The 22,089-nt window shown below is 45.4% G+C and carries 17 protein-coding genes; all 17 read right to left on the minus strand.

Annotated elements, in window-relative coordinates:
* Positions 1-60 precede the first annotated feature (60 nt).
* The 17 genes from J2T20_RS02475 to J2T20_RS02555 all read right to left on the minus strand — a co-directional run bounded on the left by J2T20_RS02475 (position 61) and on the right by J2T20_RS02555 (position 21,911).
* Entirely contained in the window at positions 61-1,782 is a 1,722-nt protein-coding gene (locus tag J2T20_RS02475) for a flagellinolysin (RefSeq protein ID WP_307585250.1), read from the minus strand.
* Positions 1,783-1,888: 106 nt separating this feature from the next.
* On the minus strand, positions 1,889-3,130 hold the full coding sequence (locus tag J2T20_RS02480; RefSeq protein WP_307585252.1) for a flagellin N-terminal helical domain-containing protein: 1,242 nt from the start codon (positions 3,128-3,130) through the stop codon (positions 1,889-1,891).
* A 145-nt stretch (positions 3,131-3,275) separates the two neighbouring features.
* The gene (gene csrA, locus J2T20_RS02485) at positions 3,276-3,509 is read right to left on the minus strand and encodes a carbon storage regulator CsrA (RefSeq protein ID WP_307585254.1); all 234 of its coding nucleotides are present in this window, start codon (positions 3,507-3,509) and stop codon (positions 3,276-3,278) included.
* A 1-nt stretch (position 3,510) separates the two neighbouring features.
* Positions 3,511-3,954 carry a flagellar assembly protein FliW gene (fliW, locus tag J2T20_RS02490; protein ID WP_307585256.1) on the minus strand — a complete coding sequence of 148 codons (444 nt, stop codon included), beginning with the start codon at positions 3,952-3,954 and terminating at the stop codon, positions 3,511-3,513.
* Positions 3,955-4,035: 81 nt separating this feature from the next.
* Positions 4,036-4,599 carry a DUF6470 family protein gene (locus J2T20_RS02495; RefSeq protein WP_307585258.1) on the minus strand — a complete coding sequence of 188 codons (564 nt, stop codon included), beginning with the start codon at positions 4,597-4,599 and terminating at the stop codon, positions 4,036-4,038.
* 15 nt (positions 4,600-4,614) lie between these two features.
* The gene (gene flgL / locus J2T20_RS02500) at positions 4,615-5,535 is read right to left on the minus strand and encodes a flagellar hook-associated protein FlgL (protein ID WP_307585260.1); all 921 of its coding nucleotides are present in this window, start codon (positions 5,533-5,535) and stop codon (positions 4,615-4,617) included.
* A gap of 19 nt (positions 5,536-5,554) precedes the next feature.
* Positions 5,555-7,165, minus strand: coding sequence for a flagellar hook-associated protein FlgK (gene flgK, locus J2T20_RS02505; RefSeq protein ID WP_307585262.1), 1,611 nt, complete (start codon positions 7,163-7,165; stop codon positions 5,555-5,557).
* Between the two features lie 27 nt (positions 7,166-7,192).
* Positions 7,193-7,693, minus strand: coding sequence for a flagellar protein FlgN (locus tag J2T20_RS02510; protein ID WP_307585264.1), 501 nt, complete (start codon positions 7,691-7,693; stop codon positions 7,193-7,195).
* A gap of 12 nt (positions 7,694-7,705) precedes the next feature.
* Positions 7,706-7,993, minus strand: coding sequence for a flagellar biosynthesis anti-sigma factor FlgM (flgM, locus tag J2T20_RS02515; RefSeq protein ID WP_307585266.1), 288 nt, complete (start codon positions 7,991-7,993; stop codon positions 7,706-7,708).
* 106 nt (positions 7,994-8,099) lie between these two features.
* Entirely contained in the window at positions 8,100-8,507 is a 408-nt protein-coding gene (locus J2T20_RS02520; RefSeq protein ID WP_307585268.1) for a TIGR03826 family flagellar region protein, read from the minus strand.
* Between the two features lie 104 nt (positions 8,508-8,611).
* On the minus strand, positions 8,612-9,271 hold the full coding sequence (locus tag J2T20_RS02525; RefSeq protein WP_307585269.1) for a ComF family protein: 660 nt from the start codon (positions 9,269-9,271) through the stop codon (positions 8,612-8,614).
* A gap of 239 nt (positions 9,272-9,510) precedes the next feature.
* Positions 9,511-11,562, minus strand: coding sequence for a DEAD/DEAH box helicase (locus J2T20_RS02530; protein WP_307585271.1), 2,052 nt, complete (start codon positions 11,560-11,562; stop codon positions 9,511-9,513).
* Between the two features lie 412 nt (positions 11,563-11,974).
* Entirely contained in the window at positions 11,975-12,436 is a 462-nt protein-coding gene (locus J2T20_RS02535; protein WP_307585273.1) for a hypothetical protein, read from the minus strand.
* A 114-nt stretch (positions 12,437-12,550) separates the two neighbouring features.
* On the minus strand, positions 12,551-13,273 hold the full coding sequence (locus tag J2T20_RS02540; protein ID WP_307585275.1) for a response regulator: 723 nt from the start codon (positions 13,271-13,273) through the stop codon (positions 12,551-12,553).
* Between the two features lie 4 nt (positions 13,274-13,277).
* Entirely contained in the window at positions 13,278-14,438 is a 1,161-nt protein-coding gene (locus tag J2T20_RS02545) for a sensor histidine kinase (RefSeq protein WP_307585277.1), read from the minus strand.
* A gap of 57 nt (positions 14,439-14,495) precedes the next feature.
* Positions 14,496-17,198 carry a stalk domain-containing protein gene (locus tag J2T20_RS02550; protein WP_307585279.1) on the minus strand — a complete coding sequence of 901 codons (2,703 nt, stop codon included), beginning with the start codon at positions 17,196-17,198 and terminating at the stop codon, positions 14,496-14,498.
* A 678-nt stretch (positions 17,199-17,876) separates the two neighbouring features.
* Positions 17,877-21,911, minus strand: coding sequence for an Ig-like domain-containing protein (locus tag J2T20_RS02555; RefSeq protein WP_307585281.1), 4,035 nt, complete (start codon positions 21,909-21,911; stop codon positions 17,877-17,879).
* Positions 21,912-22,089 lie beyond the last annotated feature (178 nt).

Raw genomic sequence — 22,089 nt, forward strand, 5'->3', positions numbered from 1 at the left:
TTCATTTGGACAAAAAAAAACTCTGAATAAAAATTCAAAGTTCTTGTGAACTGTTAAATATTATCGAAGAAGCTGTAGAACGCCTTGCGGCTGTTGGTTAGCCTGGGCAAGCATCGCCTGGGCAGCCTGAGCCAAGATAGAATTCTTTGTTTGTCCCATCATTTCCTTAGCCATATCTACATCACGAATACGGGATTCAGCAGCAGCCAAATTTTCTCCTGAGGTGTTAGTAATGGTTAAAGCATGCTCCAACCGGTTCTGAACTGCTCCAAAACTGGAACGATAGCTTGACACCATCTGAAGTGCGCTGTCGAATTTAGAGATTGCCGTATTAGCGTTACTGGTAACATCTACGGACTGAATACCTAAACTGGAAGACTTTACATCACATAAAGAAAATTCCATCGTCTGGCCCGTGTTAGCTCCCAAGTGAATTTGCACCTTGGTAGATAGACTTGAGATTACAGGCCAAACCTCTACATAAGTAGACATAGGGTCTGCAGTAATTGTACCATATGATCCTTCATCAACAACTGAATCATTATCCAGTGATGATCCCGCTATCCCAAGATCAGTGGCTCGGTCTAATCCTGCTAATGATCCGGTATCCGCATTACTAAGTTTGGGAACCAAAGTGTTAATAATATAATCAACACCACCCCCGACAGCTGAAGATTGAAACCGAGCTGCAAAATCAGTAATACTATTAATACCCGCTACTCCTAAAGAGGCATTGGCATTGATAGCATCATTTAATGTAAGAGTAGTGTCTGCTGACATCTCCTGGAGTAAATCTTTTACACCCGTACCTCCATTTGCTTCCATGATATGGTCCATGTAGCGAATGGCAGCAAAAGCCATAGAATAATCATCGCTAGTCCCTCCCCAAGCTGAGGTTCCAGTACCCATACGGTCTGCAAGTTGCTGTTCTGATAAAGAACTAAGGCTTATGGATAATCTTTCATCAGCGCCATGAGCTGCTTCTGCCACACCTTCCATAAACCAGTTCTGCATTCCGGTAGCAATATTAATGCTTGCAGCCGTAGCCGCATGTACCATTTCATGAGCTATTATTCTATCGTTCGATATCCAGCCCCCACCATCTGGATAGGTGGTATTAAGAAAATCCTGCATGTCGATATGGAGCGCTAAGCTTGTTGCAGTACCAGGGACCCCTCCAACGAAGCTATATGAAACTGCGGCCAATGTATTACCCGCACCATCTAGGGTATCATCTAGAACTATCGTCAGATTCATATTATTACCACCAATACCGAATACCGATGAAACTAAGTCTTCAGAAGCCGCAAGCCAACCTTTTTGCAAATTTTCAAGTATTGCTTGCTTTGCTGCGGGTGATACGGATGACTGATTTAATAGTTTTGTCGTATTAAACTCCGTGTTATTTGCAATCCTGTCAATCTCCTGATTGATTTGCTTGATTTCATCCTGGATGGATCCAAGATCATTAACAGTATTCGTATCGTTATTAGCTTGAACAGAGAGTTCCCTGCCTCGCTGTAACAGGCTATGAACTTCATTTAGGCCACCCTCAGCTGTTTGTATCAAGGATATCCCATCCTGAATATTGCGTGATGCCTGGGTAAGCCCACGTATCTGCCCTCTCATCTTCTCAGAGATTGAAAGCCCGGCTGCATCATCTCCTGCCCGATTAATTCGTAATCCAGAAGATAGCTTTTCAATTGATTTTGAGACTTGAGTTGTATTATTCGACAAGGATTGATACGTATTTAGAGATGTAATGTTATGCTGAATCCTCACGGTTACCCCCCTTCCTCACATTACTGACCGGAAATAACTCTGTATTAAAAAAAGAGAATACCCTGAGGTATCCCCTTTTTTCGAACTAAAGCTAATTTCCAATCGTTTAACGAAGGAGTTGGAGAACACCTTGAGGCTGTTGATTGGCTTGAGCCAACATCGCCTGAGCTGCTTGTGCCAAGATGGAATTCTTAGTTTGCTCCATCATTTCCTTAGCCATATCTACGTCACGAACACGAGATTCAGCTGCTGTTAAGTTCTCAGAAGATGTGTTCAAGTTATTAATTGTATGCTCTAATCTGTTTTGAGTTGCACCTAATTTAGAACGTTCAGCAGAAACGGTTTGAATAGCTTCATCCAATACACTAATTGCAGTACCAGCTTGGCTCTTCGTACCTACTTGAAGATTTCTAACGCCTAAAGTATCTGCTCTCATATCGTTAATAGCTAGATTAAGGCTTTGTCCTTGATTCGAACCAATTTGGAAATCAGCGCTTCCCTCAGCACGTACATCTTCAGCTTCTGTTGTTGTTGTAAAGTTGGATAATACATTTGAAGCTGCTTCTTTACGTACTCCAGCAGAACTCTTAACTTCGAAGGATAAACCGTTAATTTGAGCAGCAGTACCAGCAGCATCAGCAGTAACTACCATATTACCAGCAGCAGTAGCAACTGAAGCTACTGAACCTTCAGTAACCATAGTATCAGTTATGTCACTTAAAGCATCAGAAGTGATATCAGCTACTGTAAATGATGATGTATGCTGAGTACCATTAATCGACCAGCTCATTGTAATAACATCACCATCTGCAATTTGGAGATTATTTCCAGCGGAATCTAACAAACCATCTAACGTGGTAGCATCTGCCATTGTATTTTCTAAGTCACCTGTAAGGACTTGAGTTGTAGCAGTACTTACTGCAGAGCCCATTTCACCATTAAGAAGTTTCTTGTTGTTAAATTCAGTTTGTTCTGCAATTCGCTGAATTTCTTCACCAAGTTGGTTAGTTTCATCTTGTATATTAGCACGGTCTTGAGCGGTATTTGTATCATTTGAAGATTGAACAGCCAATTCACGCATACGTTGCAGAATGCTGTGAGTTTCATTCAATGCACCTTCAGCAGTTTGAATCATGGAAATACCGTCTTGTGAGTTACGGGAAGCTTGATCCAAACCACGGATTTGACCGCGCATTTTTTCGGAAATTGCCAAACCAGCAGCATCATCACCAGCACGGTTGATGCGAAGACCAGAAGACAGCTTTTCGATGGATTTGCTTTGTGCTGCAGTGTTAGCAGACAGTTGACGATGTGTGTTCAATGCACCAATATTGTGATTAATTCTCATTATAGTATTCCTCCATGAATTTAGTTTGTCCACATCCTTGTGGCAAACGCTGCCGTTAAGGTCGGCCGCCCCTCCGAATCAGCGTCTATTATATATATCGTCTTTCAATTTATTTTGTTTATAGCTTTTTTGCAATTTTTGAAAATTATTTTTCTGAGCGCAAGCGCTCTAGCAATGCATTTAAATCGTCAGTGGCCGGAGCAGCTGACTCCTTATTGGATTCTTTTATGGATAGGTAGACTTCCTTTCGGAATATGTCTACATGTTTTGGAGCCGAGATTCCAACTTTTATTGTATCCCCTTCCACACTAAGAATGGTAACCTCAATTTGATCCTGGATAATAATAGATTCGCCTTTTTTGCGCGTCAAAACCAGCATCTCACTCACCACCTTTGTCTAGTATCGAATTACCTGCCCATAATGGATGCTTGGTTAGATATGAGGATTTATGCAAGACTACTTGTTTACCTTTCCGGTTTAGCGGATTCAATATGATTGGAGCCAGGAGGTTTATTGTCGATAGTTCCAGTTGCTCTTTTATGGTTACAATTGAACGAACTGAGACCGCATCCTTAATATCCAATTCTTCAGCATCGGTATCTGGTAGATCAAATTCATATTCATGATAAAAGTTAAAAGGGTCTGTCAGTAAGAAAGATATACTCTCATGTTGAGTAGATTGTAGTTGGGCGAATGAGCTTTTCTCCAGTTCTATTAACGCAAATTCTGTTACATCCTCAAATCCAGGGATTCCTTTAGAAAAATGATAGATCTGATCTTCATCAATCTCTAGTTTTCCCCAAGCTGTTGTTTCTATAAGCATCTTGCAGCAACTCCTTTATCAGTTGTTTAATAAAAAAACTATAGAAGGTCTATTAATAACCTAATCTATAGCTTTTTGAATTTATATTTGTATATCAATCTCGGGCGGTATTATTGACAACGAAGACTTCTGCCTCAGATAGATGTCTAGGGTAGCAGGTGTATAGTTAATCTCGGGTCTACGTGCTTCAATTTGCACACTCACTTCAGCAGGTTGATATTCCATGCTTACAGGGAACGTCTCGATATGAATATCTACATTATCATAGGAAGCCTCTCCCCTGATTTCAGGATATGATACCGGTCTCCAATCTTCTCCGTAAACCTCAGCGATACTGTTTCCCGGCTTATGAAAATTGGCCATACGTTCTCCTTGTTCCATTCGTTTAGCAATACCTTCTAACCAAAGCTGTTCAATCCCTGAATATATCCGCTGGGACATCTCTCGGTAGGTTCCACCTGTATAGGCTGCACGTGCCTGAGACTGGTCGATTGTTAATTCCGGAGCGGTTTGATGAATGCTCCATTCCCCTTGAGTGGTCGTGATTTGCTGTTCCGCTTTGGGTTGTGTAATTGAAAAACTACCTGCTGTTGTATCAAGGCCAATTAAGGCAGATGTCTGACGTATTTGTACAATCGGCTGCATCAGGGATATCCCCCTTTATCTGATAAAATCAACAAGGGATGATTGGATAATTTTGGAACCGACAGAAAGAGAGGCGTTATAGATGTTCTCCTGAATTTTGGATTGCATTAACAACTCTGCGTAGTCTCCGTCTTCTGTTTTAGATTGAAGGTCTGTAAGGTTAACTTCTAAATCATTCAAACGACTCTGCATTAATTCAATACGATTGGTCTTTGCACCAATGTTAGCTTGTGTAGTCAAAATTTTATCATTACGTGTATCGATATTAGCCAACTCAGCGGAAACTCCAGAGGTGATTCCGGACGCTAAAGCAGTGGAAATCCTATCTATAATAGAAAAGATATTATCCACTTCATTGCCTCCAAAGACTTCATTTCCGGTAATATTGATCGGAAGCTGAACACTCTCTCCAACGGCATAATTAATAATTCCGGTATCTGTTGTGACTAAAGCGGCTCCCGAGGTATCTGGCAGCCCATCAATTCCGGTAGGGAAGTCATAGGGCTTCACATCATATTGTTGACCATTAAATATATATTTACCATTGAATTGGCTATTTGAAATATCTACCAGCTGCCCTTTAAGCTGTTTAATCTCAGCGTTGATGCTGTCCAAAGCTGTCTGAGGGTTGGTTCCATTCGCCCCTTGAACAGTCAGCTCTCGCAAACGCTGAACGACATCCCCCGCCTGAGTCATCACTGTGTCATTAAAATCAAGCCAAGAGATTGCGCTATCAACATTCTCCTGATACTGCTCATTCGATGACAGTTCAGCACGATAACGAAGAGAGTAGGTGATTCCTACTGGATCATCGGAGGGCTTGTTAAGCTTTCGGCCTGTGGCCAATTGCAGTTGTGTATCGTTCATAGTACGAGCATTTCGATTCAAGTTAAGCAATAGCTGTGAATTCATCATATTTGAGGTAACTCTTAACATGTCGTATCATCCCCCTATCTTATCTGCCTACGACGCCGGTAGAATTAATTAATTTATCTAGTAATTGATCATAAGTTGTCATGAACCGTGCCGCCGCACTGTAAGCGTGTTGAAACACGAGCATATTGGACATCTCTTCATCTAAAGAGACTCCACTGACGGATTGACGACGCGCATTTACTTGCTCCACCAAATAATTGGAGTTTTCAGTTTGGCGTGTGGCTTCCTGTGATTGAATACCAAGTTGTCCTACCAAAGATTTGTAAAAGGAGTCTGGTGTAGCTGTAATCCCCGATGATGGAGATTTAAAAGAACCCGTCTGCTGAGTTGACAACAAGAGTGCTAATGTATTATTACCTTTTACAACGGTTTCGGCGGTTCCCGTACCGGTAGTTCGAAGGGAAGTTGCCAAGAGGTTGCTATCCTCAGCAATTTCAGCGTTAAGGGTAATATTACCGGCCGTAATGGCAGTTCCATCACCTGTAATGGTGAATAGGGGTTTACCTGGATTGAGAGTTCCATCCATTGTATAGCCCAGCTGATGAAGCCCATTGAGTCCTTGAACGGTTGTCTTAACATCAGAATTCAAGATAGCTCCCTTAGGAAACACCGCTCCCGCGGTTATAGTAGCTATAGATCCATCCGCCTTGGTTACAGTGACATCATTGGTCAGAACCGTACCTTCTGGAAGTACAGAGCCTTTAGGAAGAGTTACTTCAATATCACCAGTAGCAATGGTATTAGCTATATTATCGAGCTGTTTCTTATAATCTGCCACATAGTCCTTACTGGAAGCAATCATTCCATAGACCTCGCCGGATTTCATATCACCCGATAAACCATCGCCATAAGCAGAGGTTAAAAAAGCACTATCGGTAGTAGCAGAAACCGCAAAGCCTTGAACCAGAGGTTGGCTTCCTAATGAAACGTTAAACCCACTTTCCGTTTCAACTACGTTGATATTAATAATCTTTGATAGCTTGTCTACGAATAGATCACGTTGATCACGCAGGTCATTAGCTTTGTCGCCTAAGCTCTCAATTCTGAAGATAGATTTGTTAAGTTCGGCCACTGAAGAAAGGTACGTCTGTATTTCTGTGCCTTTAACAGCAATATTGGATGCTAAATCCGAGTCCAGGTTATCAAGCTGTCTACTTAAATAGTTCATAGCGTCCGTCATAGATTGTGTAGTTTGGACTACAATCTTACGAGCTGTACTGTCTGCAGGATTCTTACTGAGGTCCGACCACGACTTCCAAAAGTTATTCATCACGGTACTGATCCCTGTATCGGAAGGCTCTTGAAAGATAGCTTCCAGCTTGTCCAAGGTATCCGATTGAATAGTCCAGTTACCCATAGCGGAGTTCTCATCGCGGAACTGATTATCCAAAAAAGATTCACGGATACGTTCAATAGATCCGAACTCCACACCTGTTCCTAGCTGACCTGGCACCGTAGATTTCGTTAGGCCATAAGCTTCAATGGGACGGGAAGCAGTCATCTTAACGGTCTGACGGCTGTAACCCTCTGTATTGGCATTGGCGATATTATGTCCGGTTGTATTTAAAGCTGCCGTCTGTGTGAACAAACTGCGTCTCGCCGTCTCGATCGAGTGAAATGTAGATGTCATGCTTCTTGCTCCCCCTTAAAAGCTGTTCTATCCCCGAGCGTCAAAAAGTCCCGAGCGGTTAATGGCGGCACCCTTGTCGGATGGATGATGATAAGTAATGTCCTGATTCGGTCTGCCAACTAATAAGTCCAAGGTATAATCTATAAAGGTAAGCGACTGCTCAATCAGCTTCTGGTTAAGCTCGTTAGCTCGCTTCAGACTTTTCAAAGTGTCTGAAAGCTTAAGCTGAACATGCAGCAGTCGCGACTTGTCATCAGGGTCAAATACAAGCCTGGACAACTCGGTCAGGTTCAGGTTGAGGTTGGAACGAATACCAACTCCTTGCAGAAAGGCATAAGCCGCCTCTGCACGCTGCTCCTCGAGTTGTCCAGTCAGCTTCATAAGCTTGGATTCACGGTTAAGGATTTCTATGATCCCCTCAACTTTATTATCCATAATAGCTTCTTTCTTGATAGCGGCCAGCTCCAGCATCTGTAGATGAGCCTCGTCCAGCCGCTCCAATAGTTCAATCAATTTAGTCAGTGCCATAGAGGGATTCACCTAATTCTCGGAGGATTGCTTAAAATATGGGGCGAGTTTCTCTGCGAGCCTGGATGCGTCAACATGGTAAGTACCAGCAGAAACCTGCTGTTTCAAGTTATCAATCTTGAGTGCACGTTCAGTATCAACCTTACCGCTGTTCTGTGCCTCGAGAAGCTTCATGGCTTCTGTAGAGATCGAAACCTCATCCTTGCGTGTACTTTTCTTCATTTGTTCCTGCCTTTGCGATTCCGCGTTGCGTTGATATGGATTAATCGCGTTAATACGTCCGGTCTCGTTAATTTTCATAACTTCCACCTTCCTTTAATATAAAAAAGCCGATAATCATTACTAAGTTTATCGGCGTGTGTTGAAACATTCTTTATAGCTGCAAGTGCTTTTTTTGCAGAATTTATCAGTCTCGTTGCTTATCTATGGCTCTATACGCGCCTGTTTGATCCTTTTTGGCGGCTTTAGCTGCAGCACTTTCCTGGGCTGCATTCGTCAAGTCTTTCCTCAAACGGGTTCGGCAGTTATCACACATATGCCCTTCTCTAATGAGGGTTCCGCACACTTCACATGGATACATCATATTGGGTGCGTTTGCAATAGAAATCCGCCCTTCTCTAATAAAACGGGTGATTTCCTTTATGGATATTTCCGTAGCATCCGATAGTTCCTGAATATTAGTTCCTTTATTTTCACGAAGATATTTTACGCAAATTTCATACTGATACTCCAGTTCTTTAACACAGACCTGGCACATCTCCATAACATTTTTGAGATATAACCGGCCGCACCTTGGACAATTGTCTAGATTCATTCAAGCAGCCGCTCCTTCCATAACATATTGTACAGCGAAAAGACATCTTATGCTCCTAGATTACATGATTGTTAAGTATTCGTCTATGGGGCTATAATTTCCGGTTAGGAGCGCGCCCAAGTCAGGCTATATATATCGGAACTAAAACTGCAAGCCTCAGTCATTTGTCGAACGGAATCAGCACATGCTCTAATCGTACTCCCGGTGGTATAGATATCATCCACAATAATAATACGTACAGGACGTGTGTGCTTGGTGTCGTGTACGGCCGAATCAATAGAAACTGCAGGTAGAGATAAAGCATCTGTAATTTCCATTAACCAATTAGAATAATTCTCAATTATAGAAGTATTTGGCCCAAAGGCATGCTTCATATTAGTTAGGCGCTCCGCACGGCCCTTGAAGCTTTGCTTATCAGTATGGTGTGTACGTACCAGCAGAGGAAGTACCGGAATCCCCGTCCGCCAAGACAGCTCGGCTGCAAGCCGTTCGGCCTGATTGAACCCCCTTTCAACCAAACGCGGCTCACTTACCGGAACAGGGACTAGCAGGTCTGCTTTCCATGAAACAGTGGATGTAGATCGGCGAAAAGGAAATGCTGAACGCGGACGAATGAATGCATTTTGATAAACAGCGTCTTCATGTTGTACTTTTAGCATTTGATACGCTTTTTCAAGCATTAATCCTAATAAAGGAGCATATCGCTCATTACCACGATATTTATACCGACCTAACCAATCACGCATCACACTGTTGTAAGCCACTGCGCTCCTGTTATATAGGATGTGTGATGGTTCTCCTCCGCGAGAACAATCTGGACAACCCACATGTCTTCCGCATTTTGGACAGCGAGGAGTCCTAATCCATGGAATAATCGCTGCACAATTCACACAAAGGACTGGTGAAAGTGATGATGCCCTCCCTTGCTTCCCGCAGGCTAGGCACTCTGAAGAAGAGGAAGATAGCAGCGAAAGAAAGGAATTAAGCCATTCAGGCTTAGAAGTCATAGGAGAGGCTCCTTTCTCAGGTGCCCTTTTCGCTTAGCCATTCTATTCATGGTCCTTATCTGGGAAATCGCACTGCGCTGGGGACGACTCCAGTGGGGAGAAGCAAATACGACAATGCCCGCAGGGTCATCCTTCGAACGCCCCGCCCGGCCTGCCATCTGAACCAAGGAAGCCTCATCAAAAAGGCTGTTGTCCGCATCCAAAATAATAACGTCACTTCGGGGAATGGTAACCCCTCGCTCCAGAATAGTTGTAGTAACTAATAATGAGATCTCCCGGTTGCGGAAGGCTTTCACTTTATCAGCCCTTGCAGGGTCTTGCGAGGATGTCCCTGCAACTACAACGCCGGGGAGATTGCGGCGAAGAATAGGCAGCAGCGGCTCGATGTGAGCAATTCGGGATACAAACATAAAAATCTGTGCATTCCTCGCCAGTGATCTGCTTATCGCTTGCAGTAACCGTTTTGGTAATACGCGACGCTTCAAGCAGACAAATAGAGGAGGAATAGTAAGATGTTTCGGCACGGGTAGAGGATGCCCATGGAAGCGGACAGGAACTCTGGCGTGGGCTAGTTGGCTTTTTCTTACTTGTTGCTGCAGTTCCTTCGGTGGTGTCGCCGAGAGGTAGATGAAGGTGCCGTCCCTTTTGCAAGCTTGCTCAGCGGCATGTGCCAGCATGGGATCATTATGGTACGGGTAAGCATCCAGCTCATCAATAATTACGAGATCGAAGCTCTGATAGAAGCGAACCAGCTGATGGGTGGTTGCCAAGGCCAGCCGCCCCCCGATCCATCGGTCGGGGCTGCCGCCGTACAACACGGCGAGGGTCTCCGCCGGGAAAGCCTTTGTGAGCCTCGGCGCCAGCTCCAGCACGACATCGCGTCGCGGTGTCGCTACGAGTGCGCGGCCTCCGGCGGCGAGCACTGCCTCCAGGAGCGGGAAGATCATCTCTGTCTTCCCGGCTCCCGTCACCGCCCAGAGCAGGAACCGCTCTGGGCAAGGGTCGGCGGAGCGCTTGCGCGGCTCCGCCATGAAGCCCAGCGCAGCGCCGGCGGCCTCCGCCTGCGCCGCGCTAAGACCCCACCGGCGTGCCGCCGCGGTGGGGTCGGGTACGGCCCTGCTGCGCAGCAGGGCCGATGGAAGCGCTGCGCTGCGCAGCAGCAGCGCACAAGCACGGCCGCGCCCGAGTGCGAGGCAGGCCTCGCAATAGGCGCAAGCCGAAAGCCCGCACGCGGCGCAGGCCGTGCGGGCGGTTACGGCGCTGCCGCAGCGCTGGCAGCGCGGGAGTGCGCGGCGGCGTGCAGCGCCGCGCCAGCCCAAGCGCCGTGCCACGGCGCTTGCCCACACCAGACCGCCAGCAGCGAAACTTAGCTGGCGGTCTCCCCGGCGAGCCGCCGCTGCGCGAGGGTGCGGCGGCCCCGCCATAACGGCGGCTTCAAGCTTCAGCCGCCCCTTCAAATGAGCGAGCTGAGCCGCGCTGCGCCAATGCTCTGTAAGCGTCGGATAATGCTCACTCAACAGCGCCATCAGCTCCGTTTCCAGTAAGGAACGTCCGTTTACCAGCTCTGACAGCATATCAGCCTCGTATTCCAGCTGTTCTTCTCTAGCCCAGCCGGATAATTCATAAGCTCCAGTTCCAGCTTCGGCCAAACCTCTTTCAGAGTAAGCTTCGTTATACACTCTGATCGAATCTCCCTCTCTTTCGTTAAGATTATCTTTTATTCCTATTGGAGCTACTATCGCTTTTCCATGCCTAACCTCCCCTTCCGCGCCCCGCTCTTCTTTAAGTACTTCTTTTACATAGCGGTCCCAAAAATCAGCCCCCCAATGCTGCATTTCGATAGGATGCACAAAGCTATCGCGCAGCTTCACTGCCCACCCAAGCGGCATGGAGGTTGAGAGAATAACCATTTTTCCAGTCATTGCAACATCATCTACTTTAACTCGTTTGTACTTTCCACTCCACCAGGCGATATCTATCTGTAAATCCACTGAGATCCGCACACTCCAAATTCCTTTATGGTTTACCGCATACACAGCTGCTTTCATACTTGTCCTCCTTCTTGAATACAAACTTACTCAGATCATTTGAACGCTGAAGCTTCGGCCAATATTGTATAAAATACAGCTTTATTCACCGTTTCCACGCTAAAATCAATCTTTACTGTACAGAATGCAGCTTTTAGTCTGTGTTACTGTAATATCTGGATAAAATCCTGCATTTAGTGCAACAATGCCACTAAATTTCACTCTTTCCTGCTACAAAGTTGTATTAAATACACTATTTATCAGCGGGTTGAGCTTTAGCAAAACATTCTAATCCCGGGCGAGTATAGTAAAGTCGGCAACCGTTGTCTGCTTTTAAATTATTGAGCTATTTCCCACTGACCTTGCGAAAACGCAAAAAAGCACACTTCTCCTTCACTGGAGAGTGTGCTTCACCCGTTGCTTACATATGATCTTATATTCCACCAGGCTTTGATCCGTATCCCCTACTTCCCAGGTCCTGAATAAATGGCAGTGGGAATAGCCCCTCGAACAATCGCAAATCAATGGTAATTTCTTGCTCTAGCCAAGGGTTGCCATGCCTCTGTTCTATACTCCGCTCTTCCAAGTGTCCGAGCGCCGCTACTTCAAGGGAGCATCCGCTCTGCTTCATTTTCATGACAAGAAGTAGTGTATCGTCATCGGAATTTTCATCCATACAGGTTATACGCAACCGCTTTCCTGTAAGGAAGGAATGCAGCGTGAGCGCACGAACGTACCACTCAATAACAGTTTCATGGTTCCGGGTAATGAGAATATAATGAATCCACTCCCCGGATCTTGGGGATTTCCGCATTTTCTCCCGGATGTGCAGCAGGTGAACAAAAACGACCGCTGAAGCATACACGACTACAATCCATATTAATTGGGCTGCCATGGAGATGCACCTCCTCTGTATACCGACAATATATGCCGGTGACAAAAGGTCGGTGACTGCCCAGTCCTTTCGCTTGAAAGAACCCTCAGTATATGTACAGTTGCCAGTTGTGTTTTACAACGTTACCCAGCCAAACTTGATCGAGTTAATTACGGCTTGAGTACGGTCATCCACTTCCATTTTTTGCAGAATGCTACTCACATGGTTTTTGACTGTTTTTTCACTGATGAACAGATATTCACCAATCATCTTGTTACTTTTACCCTCTGCCATCAACCGAAGGACTTCTGCTTCCCGCCGGGTAAGAGGGTTATTGTCACCAGCGATAAATTTCACACCGGCTTCTTTCACTACGGTCTCGGCCATAGCGCCTGTCTCGTTCAAATAGGTCATTCTACGAAGCTGGTTAATCAGCTTCCCTGTTACCTTGGGATGAATAAAGGCATGACCTTGGCAAACCGAACGGATCGCATTAATGAGCGACTCAGCTTCCATATCCTTCAGCAAATATCCATTGGCACCTTTACGCAGTGTCTCAAATACATAACTCTCATCGTCGTGAATCGATAATATAATAACCTTGATATCCGGGAACATTTCCCGCAGCTTTTGCGTAGCTTCCACGCCGTTCTCGATCGGCATATTGATATCCATTAGTACAATGTCCGGCTTAGTGACATTACAGAACTCAAGAACCTGAATGCCATCCCCGCATTCACCGATGACCTCAATATCGTCCTCCATATTCAAAATGCGTTTAAGTCCTTCACGAAAAAGCTGGTGATCATCCGCTAAAAGTACTTTAATAGACGTCTTTTCAGAGCTTTGATTCTCCATTACATTACTCCTTTCCCTTATCCACATTCGTTGGAATATGGATTACGACTGATGTGCCTTGATTCTCTGCTGATTCAATTTCCATTCTTCCTTCCAGTAGTTCTACGCGCTCGCGCATCCCTACCAGTCCGAAGCTTTCACGGCTGCTTTGTTCATTTTTGATTTTCTGTACATTAAAGCCCAAACCATTATCTTTAACGACGATTTTGATTAACTGTGCTTGAAATGTAATCTCTACTAACACGTAACTTGGGTATGCATGTTTCGCTGCGTTAGACAGTGCTTCTTGAACCAGGCGGAATACGGCAGCCTCCATCGCTGATGAGAGCCGATGCTCCTTACCTCTTGTCTCAAAAGCGGTTCGAATCTTTGTCTTGTCTTCATAGTCATGCACATACTTTCGCAATGTCGGAATTAGTCCCAAGTCGTCGAGAGCCATTGGACGCAAATTAAAAATAACTTTGCGCATTTCTTCGAGGCTGAAACGAACCTGCCCTTTCAAATCTACTATTTCGTGCTGCACTAGTCCAAATTCCTGCTTTAACAGCATTCTTTCCACAATTTCCGTCCTAAGGACTAGATTTGCGAGCATTTGGGCGGGACCATCGTGAATTTCCCGGGCGATTCGCTTACGTTCCTCTTCCTGAGCCAGAATAATTTTTAGTCCAATCATCTGTCTGTTCTTTGCGGATTCGACAATACGGGTCACTTGTCCCAATTCTCCAGACAAATATTCCACGACTACACTCATTTGTGACCCTATGGATTCCGCACGCTCCACGGAGTTCTCCACACTGCGAACACGCATTTGCAGTTCATCCCGCCGACTTCGGAGGTATGCTTCCCTTTCCCGGGTCATCATCAACTCCAGTTGAAGCTCAGTAGCTTTCTCATAAGCAATACGTATATCCTTTTCGGAATAGCGGACAAAATCACGGCTAACTTCCGTTAGCCGAATCCGGGAGCGATGATAATTAAGCTCCAGTTTGTCTACCTTTTGCAATGTTTCTTCCGTTTCTTCCATCACCCGCTTCAGTTCCCTGGTAAGCGCAGCAAGCTCGTCACGAGCGACCTGCAAAATTTCAAAGATCTGATATTTGCTGCTCTCCATTACCTCTATGGTGTTTTTTATGACGCGGTCAATCGCATCAGCTTGAAATTCCACGGATGAATGCCTCATTTCTATCCAATCTAATTAAAGGCTTGCCTTTATATTAACATATCATGATTCGATAGTTACGGTCTTCGTTTTCTGTTCCCATTTTACGGTCAATCCCAACTGTTCTGAGACTAATCGAAGTGGCACTAAAGTCCTACCTTGTTGTAATAAAGGTGCTACTTCAGCACTTTTCCGCATGCCGTTAAGCAGGAAATCTTTCTTGCCCAATGTTAGATCAAGAACCTTGGAACCACGAAGAATCATTATTTTCTTGGTAAGTGCATCCCAGGAAGCACTTCCACCAAAGGCATCAAGCACATATTTTATAGGTACGTATGTGGTTCCATCCTTCATGATAGGAGCCACTTCAATCGCTTTCTTCGTGCCGCTCACCATCATAGATTTTTGTCCGATCGTCATAGAAACGGATGCTGTAGGCAGCCCTGCATCACTAGAAAGTGATGGCATTATAAAAGAGAGATTATCAAAGGATACCATACCCGTCTTGGCACGTTCATCCTGTCCCTCTTCCACGTTCACTACGTACAGACGTTTCAGCGAAGCCGGGAATTTAATGTTATAACCTGATAAATCAATATTAAGGTTCTTCCAACCGTTCCAGTCAATGATCTTCGCCAGGTCTACGTAAACTGTTGCTCCGGTATTATCTACCAATTCAGCCCGCAACCAGTTCAAACTCATGTCACCCATTACATCTACCGACATGGAGGTGGCTGCTGCCGGAATCGCTTTGCCTGTCGTTCCATTAAGCTGAGCGTAGGCGTACATTTTCCCGCTGCCTGCTGTCATGTCATAATTCAGACTCAATACCTTGGAACCTGCGCGATCAGCGCTGCCTGCGGTCACAGTCGCTGTACCTGTTACTCCGGCCGCATTCGTTGTAAATGCAAGCGGATAGGTTACATTCTCAAAATTCTCCCAAGGGGTAGCTGCACCTGTAGAGAGAACAACGCCGGTGCTAAATCCGTCATAACGGGCAATAGCATAGCCAGTCGTCACACCGGAATTGACTGAGTCAACTGTAAGCTTGCCGTCCTGTATGCTGCCTTTGAATCCAACAAACTCCCACTTCAAGGATGAATTTGGTACGGGTATGTTGATTCCGCTTTTTGTAACGGCTGTAACAGGAACAGAAATGGAACTCCCGGCTGTCAAGGGACCTGTAGCTGTGCCTAGTGTCAGGCTGGTGATATCATCTCCTCCAAGAACAGTTACATTCGTAGAAGCACTCGCGGCTCCGCTGACAGCCTTCAGAGTGACTATACCAGGCTTCACCGCTGTCGCTTGTCCAGCCTTTACAGTCACGCTTCCCCCACTCGAAGACCAAGCAGGATTGCCCGCAGCTACATCTATCGGATTATAGTAGGTATCATAGCCTTTTAAAGAATAAGCAGCCTGTTGTCCGATCAGAAGTACTGGACTGCCGCTGATTTTGATTCCTTTCACTTCACCTTGCGGTGCAGTCGTATAGATCCCCAGGCCATTTACGACGCTCCGCTGCTCAGTTCCATACTCCGTATTAAAAGTAAGCTGTGTGGACATTTCTGCGAGCGGCCGATCAACCATAGTTGTAGAGCCGCCGCCATCTAGATTCAACCCTTTCCAGACACCGATATTTGTCATGAAAGACTGCAGTTCAGTCATTGATAACCCCGAGCTGTTACTGTTCTTCTCTGCAGCAATAACATAGACGTAACGGCCGTCCTGAGAATAACCTAAAGCCGTGCGCGCACGGTATCCTCCAATACTGGTGACTGAACGGGAGAACGTAGCGGCTTGACCGTTATTTACAAGAATAGTATGGCCCCCGATCATCATTTGCAGACTGGCAGGGTCTATCGACTGCTGTGTAGTTTTGGAGACTAATGAGTATGAAGTTTCTAGAGCCTGTCCAACTACCATATGAGCAGTGACATACTGTGCAGCCAATCCGTGTGCCCGCAAAATATATGCACCCTTAGGCACAGCCATAGGCAGTGCTGCGTTTGCCGAGATCTGTGTGATGATGCCGTTTTCTACTAGAACCTCTGTGGGAGTGGTTGAGCTGTTTTTAGGCCGTTGAAGTGCCGTCCACGCATCCGTATAGATATATAAGGCATGGGCATGACTGTATGTAGAAGTGCCGCCCTCCGGGTTGTATGCGCTTTTGTTGATGCCAGCTAAAGGATATTGGGCACCGTCCATAGCCGTTGCCATCCCTTCAAAGGAGAACTCATCAATGACAGGCTTTCTGTCCTTCGTCAGAGCAAAAGCATACATGCCGTTCAGCTGCGAGGGTGTTGACATCACTATTCCAGAGGATACTTGGCCGCCAATCGGCGCTCCTTCTGCACTTGTATTGAAGTAATCACCATTTACTGCAGCTACGGCTCCGGTCTCTTTAGCCATCCCGCCCGTACTCTGACGCGTAGTCAGTGTACCGCCTTTGCCTGTCATGACATCCAAAGAAACAAACGGATTATTCAAATCGACACGAATTACGTCTGCCAAACCGGAAACATTCTTCCCTGCACGTGCAGCCGTAAACTTATATTTCATCATGATGGCACCGGAAGTAATCACTTCCTCACCCAGCTTAGTCACTGAAAAAGCAGAATCTGCCGCCTCTGCAATCGATGCGGAGCCCTGTCCAAATAGCAACATTCCTTCACTACCGACAACAGGCATGATCCATAGCACTCCCGCTAGCGAAGCAGCTATCCACTTCTTGGTGCTGGACATCTTATTAGTAGAGATTTTATCCATTTAAACGTAACTCTCCCATCACATTACTTTCCTCTGGAGGTTTCTTCAGAGCCTGGAATTTAGAATCTATTTTCCCAGTACACTTTTAATAGACTGAATTTTAGAGGAAAAGTTGCGAAGAATAAGAGATTAGTAGAATGAATAGCTCGACCTTTTTAACCTGGTAGCTGGTTAATGGTCGGAGCTCCGATGAATATTGGACTTCCGATCGCTGTTATTCGTGGATTCCCTGATTTGAACCGCTCCCCGCGGTAGGAATCCCCGATAAGCCTATGCTTTCGAAGCTAGCTTTCCTACGGAAAGCTTTCGGGCGAGCGCTACGCTTCTACAGTTCCAAAATTCCTCTCCGTCCTCCTAAAACCAGCAACAAGGCTATAGTGAACGCTCAGCTATTCACTAGAGGGGACAGGGCAAAAAGAAAGCCCGAACTCCTTAACATTGGAGTCCGGGCTTATTTATGGGTAGCACAATGTAATTGCATTTCATACATCTATTTCAACATACATTGCCAGAATACTACGGATAAGTGTATAAAATACACTTAAAATCCGAGAAATTGCCAATTTAGACTCATTCCCCTTCATATAGTTGCACAGAATACACTTAAAGTGACTTTCAGCTACAAAAACCATCTTTTAATTGTATAAAGTGCAACTAAGTGTGTTCATGTAACCCAACTTATAAATAATCCGCCTTATTCAGCATCCGCTGCAGCATTACAGCAGCTTGGGCACGAGTGGCATTGCCTTGCGGCTGGAATACACCGGCTGATACGCCCAGAACGATTCCAGACTGGATTGCCTTTGCTACGAATTCATCACTTTGAATTTTACTCTTATCCTTAAAGGTCGCCAAAATGGATGATGAAGTACCCTTTAGAGTTATCGGGTGATTAGTATATTCCATAGCGCGAATCATCATAATAGCCATTTGTTCACGGGTAATATAAGCATTTGGACGGAAGGTCGCGTCAGTGTTGCCGTTAATAATACCGGCTTTGGCTGCCGCCCCGATATAATCACCAGTTTGTGTAGAAGGCTGTACATCGCGGAAGCGCTGGGCTGCTTCACGATTACCCTGCAGACCTAAGCCCCGACTGAGCATAACTGCGAATTCCGCACGGGTTATCTTTTGCTCAGGCTTGAAGCTCGTACCATAGCTGGTGTCGATAATATTTTTGGTCATAAGCTCGGTGACGGCACTACGACTCCAGTGTGTACCCATATCGTTAAAAGTACGCAGCGACAGATAGGTACCCATAGCCTGATTCCCTTCTGTCTTTGCTTTCAGTACCGTATAGTTCCCTACCTTATTAAAGCTGGTAGGGAGGTAAGCTGCATCCCCATACGTGGTCTCAAGTCTGGCAATGGAGACCTGAGGTTCGTTAAGCGTTGCTGTAGTTCGTACGTTGTATTCTCCAGGCACACTTAATTCTACTTGCCTTGAGGAGTTCTCATTAGCCACTGCTAAAATACGAGCATCTACAAGACTAGTCACAATCTGCAGTCCGTTATTCTGAAGCTTCTGCTCCAAGGAGCTATAAGTTCCTGTTGGAACCTTTTCCAAACGGAGGACAAGTGAGATACTGCTGCTGTCTGTATTTAAATTGCGAACAAGGCTCGACATGTCAATCTTATCCAAAGGTATATTGTATAGATGCTCGCCATAACGGATTGCAAACTCCGCTTTTTTATTCCGGTTAACTGCCGCAACCAGCGGAGCCAGAGGAACACTTACATAAGCGGCACGTTCGGTTTGCGGCACTTCAAATGCAAGTGAAGCCGTCCCGACCTTAGCCAGATACTCGTAACTTCCCGTCAAACGTTCTGCGTTAAGCGCATATTTTTTGATAGATTGGTTGTACTTGGAATAATCATCCGAAATTTTGGCGGAGTCACTTCTAAGCAGCGGAAATGCTACTCCGAATTCATTACTAGCGAGCGTAGTCAAATAGGAAGGGTTGTTCCCTGAGGATGCGCCCGATAAATTCTGAACATTGAGCCCAGTGAATGAAGCCAAGGTAGTGCCGTTCAGATCCTTAATGGATCCATTCCCAGCCATATAAGACAGATCAACTACCTGTCCCCCTTTTACAATAGAGCTCAAGGTGATGTTTAGAAGGTTGCCGGATACATATACCGATTGTACGCCTAGATTGCTTCCATCTGCTCTAACCCCGAATTGACTTGCATTGAGAGTTGAGGTAGAGACCATGCTTTTGTTAAAAGTAACACTAAGCACATCACCTGTAACGACCGCCGAACCAATTTCAGGTACAGCACTTGCTGCCGACACAGTCACAGTCTGTAAGTTGATATATCCCGCACGGTTACCATTAGAGTCGCTTAAACCTGTTGAGCCAGGTACATAGGAGATTGTGACCCTCTGGTTTGCCGTCAGGGCGGTTTGCAGCGTTAAGGTGACCTGATTGCCGCTTACAGCAACATCTGTAACATACACCGCTATCCCCCCTGCCAATACGGAAAATTGACTATTTGTAGGAAGATTATTCGTAGATAGTCCTTCATTGTAAGTGAGTATTATTTTATTCCCGCTCCCTGCAGCGCTTTGGAACTGAGGTACCGTTGTATCATTGCTATTCCGAATATAAAAGTTAGAAAATGCAGCTATATTCTGCCCAAGCAGATCCTGCAAAGGATAAGAACCGCCATAGTATGATACACGAATGACCCCGCTATTGGATGGAGCATTATTCAAAACCAAATATACGTTGCTTCCGCTAGAAGTAATTGAGCTTACTCCAAGTGCAGAACCGTCTGATGTGACTGAGAACTGACTATAAGCATAGGGAGACACCGCTTTGAGCGAATCATTAAAATTCAAACTCACTAAATTTCCCGTAAGTGTGCCTTCTTTGGGAACAGGAAGTGAGGATTCAATATTGTTATCCACCTGCCGCAGTGAAAAGGTACTCGCGATATTCCCACTCAAATCATGAATGGTACGAAGCCCACCCGAATAAGCGACTTTTACAACTTGTCCTACCGCAACCCCTGTACTGAGGGTAATGTACACACTGTCATTTAGTATGGTAACACTATCTATTCGGCGGTACTCATCATTCACAGTTACCGGGAAACTCGAAGACAGCAGCGCTGTAGACGGGTCTAGAGCCTCATTATACTTAAGTCTTATCGTTCGATTGTTATCAAGCACCGCAGCCGATAGAACTGGGGCAGTCCTGTCCAAAACTGAGGTAGTGAAACTCCAAGAGTTTTTCCCGCTTAGACCGTTATACACGGATAGTGAGTCAGCAGCATCCGTAAAGACACCAGCCGCAATATCGAAGTAGTAGGTAGAAGCGTTATCGAGTACGGTTGAAGGTGCCAGCGTGATTACAAATTCTCTAGCTGTCGACCCGGGTGTCACCAAAATCGGCACTTTGCCCCCGTTATTTTTATATAGAGCAATTCCATCCGCAATGGAGGCATTATAGATCACATCTCTGTTAAAGGTAATACCGAAGGTTCTGCTAATGGCTACAGACTCACTGCGATCTGCCGGTGATAGTGTTGCCGGTGCAAGTGGCTGTAAGGAAGACGCCGTTGAGTAAGTCCAAGTATGGGAGCCTGAAGCAGGGAACAAATGACCATCCTGATCATAAAAAGATCCCTGCGGGATCGTAACGGTATAGGTTGTACTGTTAAGCAGTGGAGTAGTGCTTGTTGCCGGAGCAACGGTTATGGTTTTACTCCCCCCGCCCGTTACGGCTGTGGAAGTTACATTAATTTTTCTAGCTCTAGGATCATTTATAGTTCCTGGTGATACAGTAATCTCACCACCTGCAGGATACATAGGACGATCAAAAGCCAGCTGCAATGCTCCTGTTGGAGATATATTTACTGCTCCATTCACAGGAGAGACCGTTACTGGTATTGCCGCAGCCCCTTTTGTAGTAAAGGTCCAGTCGTTGCCGCTTGATATACCGCTATAAGTTGTATTGTCTGTATCTCTGAACGCGTACGAATCGATTAGAATATAATAGCTGCTGCCAGCTGATAGCGTTATTCCAGTTAAGTTCAGTTTGACAAGAGTGCTGGTCGGATCGCTCGCTACATCTACCTGTACTTTGGAATCGGTAGCAACATTATAGCTATAAACAACCGAATTATTTGCCGAAGATATCAGATTAATAGAACCCGTACCTTTGATCAGGTTACCCTTATTAAGCTTAAAGCTCAGTTCACTCACAGTTCCGACATCTATTCTGGCATTGTTAACTGGCATGAAACTTCCTGCGGTAATAGCCGAGTTAACTGCCGGTGCAGTAGTGAAAGACCATGTGGTCACGAGGGAACTCGCTCCTGTGTTATCCTTGAATGATCCGGCAGGAATACTTACCGTATACATTGTATTAGGCTCGAACTGGAGACTTGGTGCCCATTTAATATCATAGAAGGTTGAACTTCCAATAAGGCCTGTATCCAAAGGAACAGTTGCAAAAACTCCACCCGTACTCTGCTTAGTAATGGTGATATTTCCAGTTTGCGGTGTAACCGTCCGATCAAAATTAAGTCTAAGAGAAGCCGTTGCACTTACATAACTAGCTCCAGCTGCAGGAGTTGTGGACATAGCAAAATCAGCCGCGGCGTATACAGCCGTTGCACCCATCCCAATATAAGGTATTCCATTTCCCACTAGCAGGCTTCCGGCCAGAAAGAACGCCGTCCATGTTGAAATTTTTCTTTTCATGCGGTCAAATACTCCTCTCAAGCTCATCAATATGTATATTTATATTTCGGTAAAAGGTCTTCCAAAGTTTAGCAGCTTTTAAAGTCTTTTAGTAGAGTCTGCGAACGCTTTTTTCCACATAAAAAAAGACCCGTAAGCAAAACCCTTCAATTGAAGAGTCCAGCCACGAGTCACTTAT

This window comes from Paenibacillus wynnii, assembly GCF_030812855.1.
GTDB classification, from domain to species: Bacteria; Bacillota; Bacilli; order Paenibacillales; family Paenibacillaceae; genus Paenibacillus_AQ; species Paenibacillus_AQ wynnii_A.

Excerpts from the sequence above, each read along its gene's own strand:
- J2T20_RS02480 (WP_307585252.1), bottom strand. The coding sequence starts at position 3,130 with ATGAGAATTAATCACAATATTGGTGCATTGAACACACATCGTCAACTG.
- csrA (WP_307585254.1), bottom strand. The coding sequence starts at position 3,509 with ATGCTGGTTTTGACGCGCAAAAAAGGCGAATCTATTATTATCCAGGAT.
- fliW (WP_307585256.1), bottom strand. The coding sequence starts at position 3,954 with ATGCTTATAGAAACAACAGCTTGGGGAAAACTAGAGATTGATGAAGAT.
- J2T20_RS02495 (WP_307585258.1), bottom strand. The coding sequence starts at position 4,599 with ATGCAGCCGATTGTACAAATACGTCAGACATCTGCCTTAATTGGCCTT.
- flgL (WP_307585260.1), bottom strand. The coding sequence starts at position 5,535 with ATGTTAAGAGTTACCTCAAATATGATGAATTCACAGCTATTGCTTAAC.
- flgK (WP_307585262.1), bottom strand. The coding sequence starts at position 7,165 with ATGACATCTACATTTCACTCGATCGAGACGGCGAGACGCAGTTTGTTC.
- J2T20_RS02510 (WP_307585264.1), bottom strand. The coding sequence starts at position 7,693 with ATGGCACTGACTAAATTGATTGAACTATTGGAGCGGCTGGACGAGGCT.
- flgM (WP_307585266.1), bottom strand. The coding sequence starts at position 7,993 with ATGAAAATTAACGAGACCGGACGTATTAACGCGATTAATCCATATCAA.
- J2T20_RS02520 (WP_307585268.1), bottom strand. The coding sequence starts at position 8,507 with ATGAATCTAGACAATTGTCCAAGGTGCGGCCGGTTATATCTCAAAAAT.
- J2T20_RS02530 (WP_307585271.1), bottom strand. The coding sequence starts at position 11,562 with ATGAAAGCAGCTGTGTATGCGGTAAACCATAAAGGAATTTGGAGTGTG.
- J2T20_RS02535 (WP_307585273.1), bottom strand. The coding sequence starts at position 12,436 with ATGGCAGCCCAATTAATATGGATTGTAGTCGTGTATGCTTCAGCGGTC.
- J2T20_RS02540 (WP_307585275.1), bottom strand. The coding sequence starts at position 13,273 with ATGGAGAATCAAAGCTCTGAAAAGACGTCTATTAAAGTACTTTTAGCG.
- J2T20_RS02550 (WP_307585279.1), bottom strand. The coding sequence starts at position 17,198 with ATGGATAAAATCTCTACTAATAAGATGTCCAGCACCAAGAAGTGGATA.
- J2T20_RS02555 (WP_307585281.1), bottom strand. The coding sequence starts at position 21,911 with ATGAAAAGAAAAATTTCAACATGGACGGCGTTCTTTCTGGCCGGAAGC.